The sequence below is a fragment of the Embleya sp. NPDC059213 genome (genome assembly GCF_042754445.1).
Classification (GTDB): Bacteria; Actinomycetota; Actinomycetes; order Streptomycetales; family Streptomycetaceae; genus Embleya.
In genome coordinates, this window is record NZ_JBHZAV010000014.1 from 88,206 (window position 1) to 102,580 (window position 14,375).

A 14,375-nucleotide genomic window follows, 5' to 3' on the forward strand; every position below is an offset into this window, starting at 1 on the left:
ACCGTGGCAGGACCTCGGCCCGAAGCGGGACCACGAGGATCAGGCGGAGGTGCTCCGACGCGACGCGCGCAGGACGGCGAACACACCGGCGCCCAGGCCGAGCACGCCGACCACGATGCCGACCACGCCGAGCGTGCGGGCGGTCGAGTCGTCGCTCTTGTCCTCGGCGACCGCGGCGACGGACGCCTTGGCGTCGGTCGAGGGCTTGGCCGAGACGGCGGCGGACGGCGTGCCGGCGGCGCCCGCCTTGGCGGTGAGCTTGAGGGTCGGGGCCGGGTACTGCGGCTCCTTGCCGTCCGCGCCGGCCAGGTCGATCCAGCGCACGACCTCGCCGCTGTCGTAGGTCTGCACGGCCTTGAAGACGAGCTTGTCGGTGTCGGTGGGCAGCTTGCCCATGGACACCTCGAAGTCCTCGAAGGTGCCCGGGTTCACCCGGGTGCCGGCCTCCGCGGTCCAGGTGATCTTGCTGACCACCTCGGTGAGCGGCTTGCCGTGGTTGTCGATCGGCGTGGCGAGCTTGGTCTTCTCGACCTCGGCCTTCCAGCCCGGCATCGCCCGGGTCTGCACCGACGTGAGCGGCTTGTCGGCGGGCAGGGTGATCTCGAGCTTGGTGGTCCCCGCGTCGTCGCGCTCGTTGGGGACCCGGAAGGCGACCTTGGCGTAGGAGCCCTGGTCGGCGGTGCCCGGCTGCACGCTCACGTGCGCGGAGGCCGAGCCCGCGAAGACGAGGATGCCGGCGCCGACCGAGGCGGCGATCACGGACAACCTGCGGCGCGTGGTGGTCATGGTCATGGGGTGTCTGCTCCATGGGTGATCCGGCCGAGGACACACGTGGTCGACCTCGGTCCGGGAGGGGACGGCAGGAAGGCGGACGTGCGCCACCGCCGATCCGGCACCCGTTCGAGCGGGGTCACCCGGGATCAGCAGGCGAGCGCGTACTCCGCCGGCGGGCCGCGCCGGGTCACCGCGTGCCGAAGCAGCGTTCGATGGATGATCGGATGCGGCTCCGCGCCGGTCCGCCGGACCCGGCCCGGCGTCTGTGCGACCGGGACCACCGGGCCGTACAAGACCGCGAGCACCACCCGCAGCGGTGCCGCGGCCAGTTCGAGCAGCGCGAACAGCGCGGCTTCGCCGCGGCGCAGCCACCAACCGGTGAGCAGGGCCGCCACCAGGTGGGCGCCCAGCATCGCGGCGCCGCCGTCGAGCAACATCGGGCCCGACCCGGACATGTGGTGGTGCCCGCCCGACGCCGGGGTCGGGAACATGGCGGGATCCACCCGCGCCGCGGTGATGATCTGTTCGGACGTCCAGCCCGAGGGCATCAGGATGTGCCCGGCCGAGTCGCGCGGGCCGCACAACAGTCGGTCCAGCAGGAAGCTCGTTCCCGAGCCGCCGGTCCCGGCCGCGCCGGTGGGCACGGCGGCGCTCGCGGCCGCGGCGAACAGGGAGTGCAGTGCGAGTTGGCCCACCGCGAGCAGTGCGGTGATCGAGCCGAGCGAGCGTTGCCGACCGGCGCCGGCGAAGGCCGAGACGAACACCACACCGAAGCCGGCGACGGGCGCCCACAGCGGCAGCGGCGCGGTCGACATCCACGCGTGACCGCATGCCGCGAGCGCGGCGCAGACCGCCGCGAACACGGCGGCGCGCACAGCGCGGAAAGGTACGGACACGGCCTGCATGACGCCCCATCGTCTCATCGCACGACGGCATCGCGTGCGCCGGGCCGACAATGTCCGTCCGGCGCCCGCCGCGGCCCCGACGCCACCCCGGACGCGCACCGGCGTGGCCCGGATACGCCCGAACGAATCGTCTTCACGGACTATTGACGACCGATCAAGTGATGTGCGCATACCGGGACCGAGCGGCGGCAATAAAACCAGGTGTGTGATCCGCCGGATTCAGCCGGACTCCCAGAGAAGTCGAAAGGCCGCTCATGGACATGAGGTGGACTGTCCACCTGCCACGGGATGCGGCGAGCGTGCCGATGGCGCGCAGGCTTTTGGTCGGCGCGATGGAGACCGCGGGGGTGGACCGAGAGATCGCGATGGAGATCGGCCTCGCGTTGTCCGAAGCGTGCGCGAATGTGGTGGAACATGCCCGAGGCGGACCGTATTCGGAATATCAGATTCGTGCCGGTATCACCGGCGACTGTTGTCGGGTGGAGATCATCGACGGCGGCCCGGGCTTTCCGCCCGAGCGGCTGCGCGGCTCGGCGCTGACGGTCGGCCCGGGCGCGGAGAACGGTCGCGGGCTGATGCTGATCCGGGCGATGACCGACCACGTGCAGCTCAGCAACCATCCCAGGCGGGGTGCGGTGTTGCGCTTCGAGAAGACGCTGCGCTGGCGCAAGGACGCGCTGGTGCCGGTGTCGTAGCACCTGTGCGGCGGCTCCCGGCGAGCTGCGGACGAAGCGGCACGGACCACCAACGGCCGTGCCGGACGGGGAAGTTCCGGTGGAAGGTTACGATCGGGGAAGTGGACCGGGCCGAGTTACGGGAATTGCTCGACCGCGTGGCCGCCGGCGAGGCGGGCGTGGACGAGGCCCTCGACGATCTCGTGCGCGGGCCCGCACAGGGTTTCGCGGACCTGGGATTCGCCCGGGTGGACACCCATCGGGAACTGCGCACCGGTGACCCCGAGGTGGTCTTCGCGGCCGGCAAGACCCCCGAACAGACCGTCGCGCTCTTTCGCCGACTGCGCGAGACGAGTCGGCGACCCGCGTTCGCGACCCGCGCCTCGGCGGACGTGGTCGACGCGGTGCGGGCGGCGTTTCCCGGCGAGACCTACACCGACGACGGCGGCACCTGCGTCGCGGTGGGCCCGCCCCCGCCGACCCGCGGCCTGGTCCGGGTGGTCTCCGCGGGTACCTCGGACGCGATGGTGGCGGGCGAGGCCGCGTTCACCGCGCGGTTGTTCGGTGCCGAGGTGGAGCGGATCGAGGACGTGGGCGTGGCCGGCATCCATCGGCTGCTCGCGGTGCTCGCCGAACTCGACGCGGCGGACTGTCTGATCGTGGTCGCCGGCATGGAGGGCGCACTGCCCAGCGTGGTGGCGGGCCTGGTGTCGGTGCCGGTGCTCGCGGTGCCCACGAGCGTGGGCTACGGCGCGTCCTTCGGCGGCCTCGCGGCGCTGCTGGCGATGCTCAACTCGTGTGCGCCCGGGGTCGCGGTGTGCAACATCGACAACGGCTTCGGGGCCGGCGTGTTCGCGGCCCGGGTGGCGCGCTCCGCCCGGGGGACCGGACCCGCGGCACGTCGTAGGCAGGCGGGCGTCGAAGCCGGGCAACCGTGAAACGCAAGAAAGCGGTCGGTTTCGGTCGCTTCATCGGTTTCCCGGCAGGACCCCCCGTCGGCTGCGACAGTGGCCGCGACGGGAGGTAGCCGCGTGGCCATCGCATGGTTCCAGTGCCAGGCCGGTGCGAGCGGCGACATGCTGCTCGGTGCCCTGATCGACGCCGGTGCCCCGCTGGAGGCCGTCCAGCAAGCCGTCGACGCGGTGGGCGTCGAACCGATTCTGATCACCGCCGAACGCACCGACAGACACGGGTTGGTCGCGACGCACGTCCGGGTCAAGACCGTGCCCAGCCACGTGCATCGCACCTGGAACGACGTCCGCGACCTGCTGGACCGGGCCGATCTGGTCGAGCCCGTGCACGCCCGGGCGCACGACGTGTTCGGCCGTCTGGCGCACGCCGAGGCCCGCGCGCACGGATGTCCGCCCGAGGAGGTGCACTTCCACGAGGTCGGCGCGCTGGACGCGATCGCCGACGTGGTCGGCACCTGCACCGCGTTGCACGCGCTGGGCATCGACGAGGCGGTCGGGTCGCCGGTCGCGCTGGGCAGCGGCAGCGTGCGGGCCGCCCACGGCGTGTTGCCGGTGCCGGTGCCGGCCGTGCTCGAATTGATGCGGGTGGCCGCCGCCCCGGTATACGCGGGCCCGGCCCCGTACGAGATGTGCACGCCCACCGGCGCCGCCCTGCTCACCTCGGTGTGCCGGACCTGGGGACCGATGCCGGCCCTGCGGATCACCGCGGACGGCAGCGGCGCGGGCAGCCGGCGGATCGACGAGGTGCCCAACATCCTGCGGGTCGTGCTCGGCGAGCGGCACGAGGCGGACCGGTTGCGACCGACCGGCGAGGACGTGCTGATCGAGACCAACGTGGACGACCTCGACCCGCGCCTGTGGCCGGCGGTGCTGGGCAAGCTGCTCGCGATCGGCGCGGGCGACGCGTGGTTGGTGCCGATCCTGATGAAGAAGGGCCGCCCCGCCCACACGTTGTGCGTGCTGGTCCCGGCGGATCGGGTGGACGCCGCGCTGCACACGGTGTTCGTGGAGACCTCGACGATAGGGGCGCGGGTCCTGCCGGTGGCCAAGCGGGCGCTGGCCCGCGAGTTCGGCACGGTGCAGGTGGAGGGCCTGCCGGTGCGGATCAAGACCGCGATGTTCGACGGCAGGGTGGTCAACGCCCAGCCGGAGTACGAGGACGTGGCCGCCGCGGCCGCGTCGCTGGGCCGACCGGTGAAGGTGGTGATGGGCGCGGCGACCGCGGCGGCGTACGCGGCCGGACTGCTGCCGTGAACATGGCAGCGGGGCGCGGCGCATAGCCTGGGGCGATCATCCGTCCCCGTGTAGGCCGCGTACGTCGAGGAGCAGGCACCCGTGATCGCTCGTCCCCTCCGGTTGCTGCTCGCGCTGCTCACGGCGGTGGTCGCGCTGTCGGCGCTGCCCGGGTCGGCCGGCGCCGCGCCCGCCCGCACCGCCGCCGCCGACCACGTCGTCCTGCTCGGCATCCCGGGCCTGACCTGGGCCGACATCGACGGTCGCGGTACACCGGCGCTGGCCGACCTGGCCGGGCACGCGACCTCGGCCGCGATGTCGGTACGCACCGTGCATCCGCGGGCGTGTCCCGTCGACGGGTGGCTGACCACGGGCGCGGGGGCCCGCTCGACGGATGCCCGCACCAGCGCCAAGAGCGCCGAACCGTGCGCCGAGCCGCCGCCGCCGACCCTGGCCCCGGACGGCACGGCGACGGTGCCGAACATGCGCGCGATCGTCAAGCGCAACGAGAAGTTCGGCTACAACCCCAAGTACGGCCGACTGGCCGCCTCGGTCGCCGAGCACGGCGGCGCGGTCACCTCGGTCGGCCCCGGCGCGGCCTACGCGAGCGCCGACCCGACCGGCCGGGTGCGCGGCGCCTACCTGCCGGACCCGGCCGCCGTGGACGCCGCGCTGATCGAGCGCTCCGCACTGACCCTGGTCGACCTCGGCGGCCTGACCGGACCCGGCGTCGACCGGGCCGACCGGCTGCGGGTGGTGGACGCCCAGGTGGCCCGGATCGCCGCCGCGCTGCCGCCGCGCAGCCAACTCGTGGTGGCCGGCCTCGCCGACGACACCGGCACCCCGCACCTGCGCGCGCTCCTGGTCGGCGGCCCCGGCACGGGGTCGGGCACCACCTTCGACTCCGGCTACCTGACCGCGACCTCGACCCGCAACGACGGCCTGGTCCAGCTCACCGACCTGGCTCCGAGCCTGCTCGCGCCGCTGGGCATCGACGCGCCGAGCGAGCTGGTGGGCGCGGTGTACACGCGGGTGGCCGGTCCCTCCGGCGGCGCCGCGATCGAGGAGCTGCGCCTGTTCGACGCGGGAGCCCAGGCATCTCGTACGGTGCGCGAGGTCTGGTACTTCTTCACCTGGCTCACCCTGCTGCCGATCGCCTGCGCGGCGGTCGCGTTGTGGCTCGCCGTGCGGTTCGGCCGCAGCGGACGAACCCGGGCCCGGCACACGGTGATACGTGCCGCGACCGGGATCGGGGTGTTCTTCGGCGCGGTCCCCGGCGGATCCTTCCTGGTCGGACTGGTGCCCTGGGAGCAGGCCGGCGACCCGGCCTGGACGCTGCTCGGGCTCACCGTCGCCTTCGCCGCCGTGCTTGCCGCGTTCGCCCTGCTCGGCCCCTGGCGCAACCAGCCGTACGGCCCGGCCGGCGTGGTCGCCGCGGCCACCGCGGTGATCCTGGCCGGCGACGTGATGCTCGGCTCACCACTGCAACTGAACACCCTGTTCGGCCTGTCCCCGCTGGTCGCGGGCCGGTTCTACGGCTTCGGCAACGTCGCCTGGACGATCTTCGCGATGGCCGTGCTGCTCGCGGTCGGTTGGCCGATGGGCCGGCTGCTCGCCGCAGGCCGCCGACGGGCGGCGATCGTGGTGCTCTCGGTGGTGGGCGCGGTCGCGGTGGTGGCCGACGGCTGGCCCGCGTTCGGCAGCGACTTCGGTGGGGTGCTCGCGTTGATCCCGGGCCTGGCGGTGCTCGGCCTGCTGCTGACCGGCACCCGGATCTCGTGGGCCAAGGTCGCCCTGGTCGGCTTGGGCGCGGTCGTGGTGATCGGCACCATCGCCGTGCTGGACTGGCTTCGCCCGGCGGCGAGCCGCTCGCACCTGGGGCGGTTCGTCCAGGAGATCGTGGACGGCGATGCCGGCGACACCCTGCACCGCAAGATCATGGGCAACCTGCACTCGTTCACCACGCCGTTCACGCTGATCATCCCGGTCGTGTTCGTGCTGCTCATCCTCGCCGTGCGCGATCCGGCCAAGTGGCGCGCGCCGGCCCTGGCCCGGTCCTTCGAGGCGGTGCCGTGGCTGCGCTCGACACTGATCGCGTGTTGGCTGACCTCGGTGGTCGGCTACGCGGTGAACGACTCCGGCATCCAGATCCCGGCGGTCGCGCTCACGATCGCCGCGCCGCTGGCCATCGCGGTGATCGCGGCATCGGAGGGACGCCCGCGCGCCGACTGACCAGCACCACCGCGACCAGGATCGCCGCGCCCGCCCACGGGCCGACGGTGCCGCGCAGGGTGCGCTGCAGGGTGTCCACCGCGTCCGGCAGCGGGACCACCCGGCCGGGGACGTACGCACACACCAGCAGCGTGCTGCGGGCCAACAGCAGCCCGTCGAGCGCGGAGGGCGCGAGCAACACGAGCGGCGCCCAGGCCGCGACGTCGTACCAGGGCAGGCTGTACGGCGTGGTCAGCAACCAGGCCAGGGACAACAGCGCGGCGGCCGCGGCGCTGTCCCGCAACACGTGCGCCATCGCCGCCGGCCGCGCCCGGGCGGCGGTTCGGGCCAGCAGCCACACCACCAGCGCGCCGAGCAGCCAGCCGAGCAGGCCGATCAGCGAACGCGCGGTGTCGTGGCCGACGGCCGACTCCAGCGGTTTCAGCACCAGTCGCAGCGGCACCGCGAGCGAGACCAGCTTGGTGTTCTCGCGCATTTGATCGAACGCGCCGAGGCCGACCGGCAGATAGGTCGCGACGCCGACCACGAGGGCCGACCCGATCATCGCGGCGAGCGCCCTCGGCCGCCCGCGCAGGCCCCAGGCCAGGGCCAGTACATACAGCCCGAGCGAGACCTTCGCCGCGCAGGCCAGGCCGACCAGGACACCCGCGAGCACGGGGGAGCGGCGCACCGCGAGCAGCGCGCCCACCGCGAACACCAGCGCGAACGCGTCCAGATGGCCGGCGCCCACCGCCACGAACAGCAGCAGCGGATTGAGCGACCACAGGATCGCCACCCGGGCCCGGGCGACCCGATCCGGGCCGGCCGCGCGCTGCAACAGCAGCCCGGTCAGCACGAACGCGACCGCTCCGAGCAGGGTCGACACCAGCACGATCGTATGCACCGAGGTGCCGCCGATCCGGGCCGCGAACCACTGCTCCGCGGTGGCCACCGGCCCGTACACGGACGGCACGTCGGTCCACGGCGCCTCGACCGCGACACCGACCGGGTCGCCGTCGCGCACCAGCGTCGCCGCGGTGTCCCGATAGGGATCACCACCGGTGGCCGCGAGGCGACCGTACGCGGCGTAGACGAGGTGGTCGGCCGAGCCCATCGGCGGCACGCACACCACCGCGAGCGCGGCCACCGCGCCGCCCAGGGTCAGCCGACCCGGGTCCGGCGCCCAGCCCCGGCCCAGCGCGCGCAGCGCCAGCGCGAGGCCGATCGCCCCGGACAGGGCCGCCGCGAGCAACAGACCGGTCACCACCCCGGCGGCGGGCCGGGCCGTGAACCGGTACGGCGGCAGCCAGGACGGCCCACCCGGCAACGGCGGCTGCGCGGCCGAGGGCCCGAGCAGGCCGGTCAGCACGATCAGGGCGATCGCCAGCGCGCACAAGCCGACGGCGAGCGCCCCAAACGGGTGTTCCACGTGAAACATCGACGGGCGACGCGCCGCGGCGGGCCGAGCCGCCACCGGTTCAGCCACGACCGCGGATCGCCCCGGGCAACGCGCCCGCCGCGCCTCGCTCGGCCAGGGCCCGGGCCACGTGCGCGTACTGCCGGGCCCGATGGCGCTGCGCGGCGAAGTCGGTACCGGTCACCCGGTGGTGCAACTCGACCTCGACCTCCTCGACCGGGAAACCCTTGCGGACCAGGTCGATGGTCAGCCCGGTCTCGACGCCGAAGCCCCCCGCGAGCGGCAGCGCCGCCTCGAACGCCGCCCGGGTCAGACAGCGCTGGCCGGAAAGCGGCTGCGTCGCGGTGAACCCGCAGGCCCGGGCGATCCCGTCCCGGGCGGCCCGGACCACGAAGCCGTGGCCGCCGCCGGCGCGAAGCTGGGGCGGCAACACCGCGATGCTCATCGCCGCCGTCCCGGACCGCACCGGGTCGATCAGCGGTGCCGCGGCGGCGGCCGTGTGCTCCAGGTCGGCGTCCAGGAACAGCAGGTGACGCGGCCGTTCCCGGCCCTCGCGCAGGTCGATCGCGGCGACCACGGCGGCACCGGTCTCCATCGCGCCGGCCTTGCCGCGATTGCGCCCGTGGCGCACCGGCACCGCGCCCGCCGCCCGTGCGGCGGCGGCGGTGTCGTCCCGCGAACCGTCGTCCACCACCACCACGAGATCCACGCCGGCGATCGATCGCGCCGCCTCGACCGTGGCCGAGATTCGTTGTGCCTCGTCGTAAGCCGGGATCACCACGGCCGTGTCGCCGGTCGGTGTGCCGGTCGTGTGCTCCGCCATGGCGTGATCCTACGAGCCGACCCGGATACCGGCCGGTTCCACCCGTCCTGCCCAACGACGCGGCGCGGCGGCGTGAAGGTCAACGCCGTTGGGGGTACAACGGAAGAGAGCCACATCGCGGGGATGCCCCCAGGATCCTGTGATCGCGGTCTCGTGACATCTGCGGAACCTCCGAGGGCCGGCCGTTCGTCGTCCTCGGTGAGGAGAGCTGGAACAGGCGCGGCGTCGCATCGGACGCGGTGCCGCCCCAGGCAGAGACCAACAGACCCAACCGCAGCGCAACCGCAGCAACGGATGGCACGAGGGTCCGCTCGGGAGCCCCCATCTCCCGCCCGAGGCCCGATTCGCGAGGGCAACACCCGTACCGGGCGCCGTAATTCGCCACCCCTGCGCCACCTCGCGCCATGTGCCGCCAAGCGGCCTCGTCATGGTCGGCTGCGGAGTACCTGAGTATCACGCATAGTGCTTCCACGTTCACGGAAAGGAACGAGCGCATGCTGCGCGAGATCCTCGGAAGACGACGGAGGGAACGCACCGCATTGATGTCGGCCGTGCTGACGTGTGCGAGATGGCGCTGGCCCGTGGTGCCCGGCGTCGGATACGACCGCTGGTCGGGCGTGTGTCGTTGTGGTGCGACCGATTGTCGCGTGCCGGGCGCCCATCCGGGTGAACCTCCCCTGCTCGCGGCCACGTGTGACGAACGCATGGCGCGTTGGTGGTGGGAACAGACACCGGACGCGTCGGTGATCCTGGCGACGGGTGGGCGGGTGGCGGCGTTGAGTGTGCCGTCGGAAGCCGGTGCCCGTTCGCTCGACCAACTCGCCCGGCTCGGTGTGCGTACCGGTCCGGTCGTCGCCGCGCCGGGCCGCTACGCGTTCCTGGTCGAGCCGTACGAGCTGGGCGAACTGGGCGAGTTGCTGGACCGATACGGCCTCGATCGGTACGGCACGGTGCCCTCGACCCTGCGCTTCCACGGCGGTGGCGGCTATCTCGCGCTGCCGCCGTCCCGGGTGCAGGGCGGTGTGTTGCGCTGGGCCCGGCCACCGGCTCCCTCCGGGGATCCGACGGCCGGCGGACCGTGGTTGCCGGCCGTCGCCGACCTGGTCCGCACGCTCGTGGACACCTGCCAACACGCCGAGCCCAGAGCCTGATCGAGGCGCGCCGTCACGCGATGGAGTGATCGTTGTGGCGTAACCGCAACATGTGGTGATCGCTGCACGTCGTGGCGGCGCGATAGGCTCGGCGCGCCGATCATTCCGGCCCCGTTCCGCGCAACACTTCCCGCTCGTCGGGCCGCGCGTGAAGGGGGCTTCGCGCGCTAGGAGACACCATGCAGCGCCCACGCACGGGTCACATCCGCACGGTGGCTCTGGGCGCGGTCGTGGGTCTGTCCCTGATCGTTCCGCTCGCCGCCGCCTCCGCGGACTCGGCGGGCCCGGACAAGGGCCGCCACACCGCCGACTCGGGGCCGACCACCCGCCCGAGCGCCGTCAAGGCCGCCGAGTTCGGCAACGGCGTCGGCGACGGCGATCGCTCCGGCTCGGCCGGCCTGCTCGAACTGATCGGTGGCAAGCCCACCGCGAAGTCCTCGGCGGGAAGCGCCACTTTGCCGGCCGCGGGCACCGAGAGCGTGTGTGGCAAGGCGGTCGAGGGCGCCCAGGCGGTGCGCGCGCAGACGTGTGTCGAGCGCGACGGCTCGGAGGTCTGGGGCCGGGTCTACTACCGAAACCCCACGCCCGAACCGCTGTTGCTGGTGATGAGTGTCCTGCAGCCGGACGGCAACACCCTGCGGGTGAACTGCACGGTCGCCGCCAAGGACGACGCGGGTCGCTGCGACACCCCGCGGGTGCGGGCGCCCAAGGGCCTCGACGGCTGGTCCGCGGTGGCCGAGCTGGCCTCCAAGGACGGCCTGACCAAGCTGCTGCGTTCGGGCTCGGCGACCGCTCAGCGCTGACCCGCACCACCCCGACGCGCCGGTGAAACCGGGTCGGTGGGACCGGGAAAAGACCCCGGAAAAGTGAGAGGCCCGGCCGCTGAAGACGGGGGATGCATCAGCGACCGAGCTGGATCAAAGGTAACAACAAGCCGGCGGATCTCCAATCCGGGGCCGGTCGGCGACCCTCCCCGACCGATCCCGCACGCCCGTGGTCGGGCGTGCGGGCGATCGTCGTACCCGGTGGGTGCCGAGCGCCGGGGACACCGACGCCGGCCCCCGATTCGCTACCGGCTGGGTGCGAGCACCTTGTCCGCGCTGCCCTCGGCGTCCCCCGACGGACCGTCCACGGGCCGGTCGGGCGGGTCCACCGCCAGGTGCGGCAGCCGCTTGTCGAGCCATCCGGGCAACCACCAGTTGGCGCGTCCGAGCAGATGCATCATGGCCGGGACGAGCAACATGCGCAGGATGAAGGCGTCCAGCGCGACCGCGCCCGCCAGGCCGAGGCCCGCCATCATGCCGCCGCGGTCGCCGCTGAGGACGAACGAGCCGAACACGAAGATCATGATGAGCGCGGCCGAATTGATCACCCGCCCGGTGCCGGCCTGACCCACCCGTACCGCCCGGGCGTTGTCGCCGGTGCGCAGCCATTCCTCGTGCATGCGACTGACCAGGAACACCTGGTAGTCCATCGAAAGCCCGAACAGCAGCGGCAACATGATGACCGGCAGGAAGGAGATGATCGGGCCCTCCTTGCCGAGCCCCAGCAGGTCCATGCCCCAGCCCCACTGGAAGATCGCGACCAGCAGGCCGAACGACGCGCACGCGGCGATCAGGTTCATCAGCGCGGCGGTCAGCGGCACCAGCAGGCTGCGGAAGGCGACCAGCATGAGCAGCGCGCCCAGCCCCACGATCAGGGCGATGAAGCCCGGCATACGATCGCCGACCACGGCGGCGAAGTCCTTCTGCAGCGCGGTGTCGCCGCCGATGTGCACCTTGAGCGTGCTGCCCTTCGCGGCGGCGGGGACGGTCCGGTCGCGCAGCGTGTCGATCAGCTTGTCGGTGGCCTCGGCCTGCGGGGACGTCGCGGCCACGACCTGCACGACCCGGGTGCCGGCGGCGAGGCCGGCGGCGTCGGCGGGCACCGGGACCTCGTCGGCCCGCACCACGCCGCGGGTGCCGCGGACGTCGGCGATCAGGGCGTCCAGTGCCTGCCGGTCCTGCGGGCCGTGCAGCTCGGCGACCATCAGCAGCGGGCCGTTGAAGCCGGGGCCGAAGCCCTTGGCGAGCAGGTCGTACGCCTGTCGAACCGTCTGCGAAGTCGGCTGGTTGCCCTGGTCGTTGGTGCCCAGGCGGAGCGAGAGGGCCGGGATCGACAGGGCCGCCATGACGACCAGTGCGACCAGGCCCAGGGTGCGCGGCCGGCGCTGCACCAGGCTCGCCCAGCGCACGGCGGTACGCCCGGCTTCCTCGCTGTGCACGGTGCCGGCGGCGGATTGCGCGGCCAGGGCCCGGCGTTCGCGGCGGCTGAGCGCGCGCGTGCCGAGCAGGTCGAGCAGGGCGGGCAGCAGGGTGGCGGACGCGAGCACGCTGAGCACCACGACGAGGGTGGTGGCGACCGCGATTCCGTCGAACAGGGCGATGTCGACGGTGAACAGCGCGAGCAGCGCGACGCACACCGTGCCGCCGGCGAACACGACGGCCCGGCCGGAGGTGTCCAACGCCCGCACCGCGGCTTCCCGGGGGGCGAGGCCGGCCTTGAGGCCGTTGCGGTGCCGCGTCACGATGAACAGGGCGTAGTCGATGCCCACACCGAGCCCGATCAGGCTGCCCAGCAGCGTCGCGGTCTCGGGGATGTCGGTGACGTGGCTGAGCAGGACGACCGTGGATATCCCGGTGCCGACCGCGAACACTCCGCTGACCAGCGGAAGCAGCATCGCGAACAACGATCCGAAGGCGAGGAAGAGGATGACGCCCGCCGCGATGATGCCCACGCCCTCGGCGAGCCCGGCCGGCGGCTCCTGGGCGGCCTCGATCGCGGGTCCGCCCAGCTCGACCCGCAACCCCGGTGCCCGCGCCTGTTCGGCGCGCTCGATCAGGTGCTTGAGGTCTTTGGTGTCCAGCTCGAACTGCTGCTTGACGAAGGTCACCTGCGCGAACGCGATCCGGCCGTCGGCGCTGACCTGCGCGGCGCCGGCCGGGTCGTACGGGCCGACCACCCGACCGACGTCGGGCATGCGCGCGATGTCGGCGAGCAGCGCGCTCATCCGCTCGCGGACGGCGGGATCGTGCACGGTGCCCTGCTCGGTCCGCCACACCACGTTGTCCACGTCGCCCGCCGTGTCCGGAAACGCCTTCTGCAGGCGCTCGTACGCGCTGGAGGACTCGGTTCCGGGGATCTTGAACACATTGGAGTACGCACTGCCCGCCATCACGCTCGCCGCGACGGATCCGAACAGTGCGGCCACCCAGAGCAGGATCACCGTCGACCGGTGATTGAGGCACCATCGCGCCCAGGCCGCCATAGCCGTTTCCTTCCTCATGCGGGCCGCCAGGCCCGGTCGTGCGTCTCCAGGCCAGATTCGGTCGACGCGCGGGCGGTCCGGCGAGCCGGCGGCGGACTCACAGGAAGCTCACAATCTGTCCCCCGAACTTCCGCAAACTTCCGCCGGATACTGGGGACATGAGCAGCAGTCAGCCACGCGCGGGTGCCACGGTCCTGGTGGTCGAGGACGAGCCGAGCATCAGCGACGTCCTCGCCATCACCCTGCGGTTCCACGGCTTCGAGGTGGTCACCGCGGACGGCGTACACACGGCCCTGGCCGCCGCCCGCCGGGAGCGGCCCGACGTGGTGTTGTTGGACATCTCCCTTCCGGACGGCGACGGACGCCAGGTGTGCCGCGTGTTGCGCGCCGAACGACCGGACGTCGCCATCGTGTTCCTCACCGCCCGCGACGCGCCCGCCGATGTCGTCAAGGGGCTGACCCTGGGCGGCGACGACTACATCACCAAGCCGTTCAACGTCGACGAGTTGGTCGCTCGCACCCGCGCGGTGCTGCGGCGCACCCGGCCGGCGCCGGACGAGGCCGCGCCGCCGGTCCCGCGTCCGCCGGTACTACGGCACGGGGACCTGGAGTTGGACGAGGCGACGTACACCGCGAGCCGGGGCGGGCACGGCGTGGAGTTGACCCCGACCGAGTTCGCCCTCCTGCGCCATCTGATCCGGCACGGCGATCGCATCGTGCCGAAGGAGCAACTGCTGCGCGAGGTCTGGAAGTACGAGCACGTCGTGGAGTCGACGGTGGTCGAGACGTACATCAGCTATCTGCGCCGCAAGCTCGATCCGCTGGTGCCGGACGGGCCGCCCCTGATCACGACGCGGCGGGGCGTGGGGTACGGGCTGCGGCCGGCGGGCCACGGCGCATGACGGGCGG

The 14,375-nt window shown here is 73.0% G+C and carries 12 protein-coding genes; 7 read left to right on the top strand and 5 right to left on the bottom strand.

Translation table 11 applies throughout. The features are described 5' to 3' along the window. Window positions 1-39: 39 nt before the first annotated feature. Window positions 40-792, bottom strand: coding sequence for a YcnI family protein (locus ACFXMF_RS08505; protein WP_360311195.1), 753 nt, complete (start codon window positions 790-792; stop codon window positions 40-42). A gap of 128 nt (window positions 793-920) precedes the next feature. Next, a complete protein-coding gene (locus ACFXMF_RS08510; protein ID WP_360311193.1) occupies window positions 921-1,649 on the bottom strand; it encodes a hypothetical protein in 729 nt (242 codons plus the stop codon). 284 nt (window positions 1,650-1,933) lie between these two features. On the opposite strand from ACFXMF_RS08510, the gene ACFXMF_RS08515 reads away from it, so the two are divergent. From ACFXMF_RS08515 to ACFXMF_RS08530, 4 genes are all read left to right on the top strand, one after another. Continuing rightward, window positions 1,934-2,374, top strand: coding sequence for an ATP-binding protein (locus ACFXMF_RS08515; protein ID WP_360311191.1), 441 nt, complete (start codon window positions 1,934-1,936; stop codon window positions 2,372-2,374). Window positions 2,375-2,475: 101 nt separating this feature from the next. Beyond that, window positions 2,476-3,291, top strand: coding sequence for a nickel pincer cofactor biosynthesis protein LarB (gene larB / locus ACFXMF_RS08520; RefSeq protein ID WP_379991843.1), 816 nt, complete (start codon window positions 2,476-2,478; stop codon window positions 3,289-3,291). Window positions 3,292-3,384: 93 nt separating this feature from the next. Further along, window positions 3,385-4,578: a nickel pincer cofactor biosynthesis protein LarC gene (gene larC, locus ACFXMF_RS08525; protein WP_379991842.1), complete on the top strand. Its 1,194-nt coding sequence runs from the start codon at window positions 3,385-3,387 to the stop codon at window positions 4,576-4,578. 81 nt (window positions 4,579-4,659) lie between these two features. Then, window positions 4,660-6,789, top strand: coding sequence for a hypothetical protein (locus tag ACFXMF_RS08530; RefSeq protein ID WP_360311185.1), 2,130 nt, complete (start codon window positions 4,660-4,662; stop codon window positions 6,787-6,789). Here ACFXMF_RS08530 and ACFXMF_RS08535 read toward each other — a convergent pair. Together ACFXMF_RS08535 and ACFXMF_RS08540 are read right to left on the bottom strand one after the other, a co-directional pair. Next, a complete protein-coding gene (locus ACFXMF_RS08535) occupies window positions 6,722-8,197 on the bottom strand; it encodes a glycosyltransferase family 87 protein (protein WP_360311183.1) in 1,476 nt (491 codons plus the stop codon). The genes ACFXMF_RS08530 and ACFXMF_RS08535 overlap by 68 nt on opposite strands. A gap of 49 nt (window positions 8,198-8,246) precedes the next feature. Continuing rightward, window positions 8,247-9,008 (bottom strand): glycosyltransferase, encoded by a 762-nt coding sequence (locus ACFXMF_RS08540; protein WP_360311181.1) that lies wholly within the window; start codon window positions 9,006-9,008, stop codon window positions 8,247-8,249. Window positions 9,009-9,550: 542 nt separating this feature from the next. On the opposite strand from ACFXMF_RS08540, the gene ACFXMF_RS08545 reads away from it, so the two are divergent. Then, entirely contained in the window at window positions 9,551-10,159 is a 609-nt protein-coding gene (locus ACFXMF_RS08545) for a bifunctional DNA primase/polymerase (protein WP_380020579.1), read from the top strand. Window positions 10,160-10,338: 179 nt separating this feature from the next. Further along, a complete protein-coding gene (locus ACFXMF_RS08550) occupies window positions 10,339-10,962 on the top strand; it encodes a hypothetical protein (RefSeq protein WP_379991840.1) in 624 nt (207 codons plus the stop codon). Between the two features lie 266 nt (window positions 10,963-11,228). Here the strand turns inward: ACFXMF_RS08550 and ACFXMF_RS08555 are convergent, their stop codons facing one another. After that, complete coding sequence (locus tag ACFXMF_RS08555) at window positions 11,229-13,466, bottom strand: MMPL family transporter (protein ID WP_379992603.1); 2,238 nt, start codon at window positions 13,464-13,466, stop codon at window positions 11,229-11,231. A gap of 158 nt (window positions 13,467-13,624) precedes the next feature. Here ACFXMF_RS08555 and ACFXMF_RS08560 point away from each other — a divergent pair, with 158 nt between their 5' ends. Beyond that, window positions 13,625-14,368 carry a response regulator transcription factor gene (locus ACFXMF_RS08560; RefSeq protein WP_360311175.1) on the top strand — a complete coding sequence of 248 codons (744 nt, stop codon included), beginning with the start codon at window positions 13,625-13,627 and terminating at the stop codon, window positions 14,366-14,368. Window positions 14,369-14,375 lie beyond the last annotated feature (7 nt).

What these genes read in the sequence shown, in the direction of transcription:
- ACFXMF_RS08505 (WP_360311195.1), bottom strand. Translation starts at nt 792, where the DNA reads ATGACCATGACCACCACGCGCCGCAGGTTGTCCGTGATCGCCGCCTCG.
- ACFXMF_RS08515 (WP_360311191.1), top strand. Translation starts at nt 1,934, where the DNA reads ATGGACATGAGGTGGACTGTCCACCTGCCACGGGATGCGGCGAGCGTG.
- ACFXMF_RS08540 (WP_360311181.1), bottom strand. Translation starts at nt 9,008, where the DNA reads ATGGCGGAGCACACGACCGGCACACCGACCGGCGACACGGCCGTGGTG.
- ACFXMF_RS08545 (WP_380020579.1), top strand. Translation starts at nt 9,551, where the DNA reads ATGTCGGCCGTGCTGACGTGTGCGAGATGGCGCTGGCCCGTGGTGCCC.
- ACFXMF_RS08550 (WP_379991840.1), top strand. Translation starts at nt 10,339, where the DNA reads ATGCAGCGCCCACGCACGGGTCACATCCGCACGGTGGCTCTGGGCGCG.
- ACFXMF_RS08555 (WP_379992603.1), bottom strand. Translation starts at nt 13,466, where the DNA reads ATGGCGGCCTGGGCGCGATGGTGCCTCAATCACCGGTCGACGGTGATC.
- ACFXMF_RS08560 (WP_360311175.1), top strand. Translation starts at nt 13,625, where the DNA reads ATGAGCAGCAGTCAGCCACGCGCGGGTGCCACGGTCCTGGTGGTCGAG.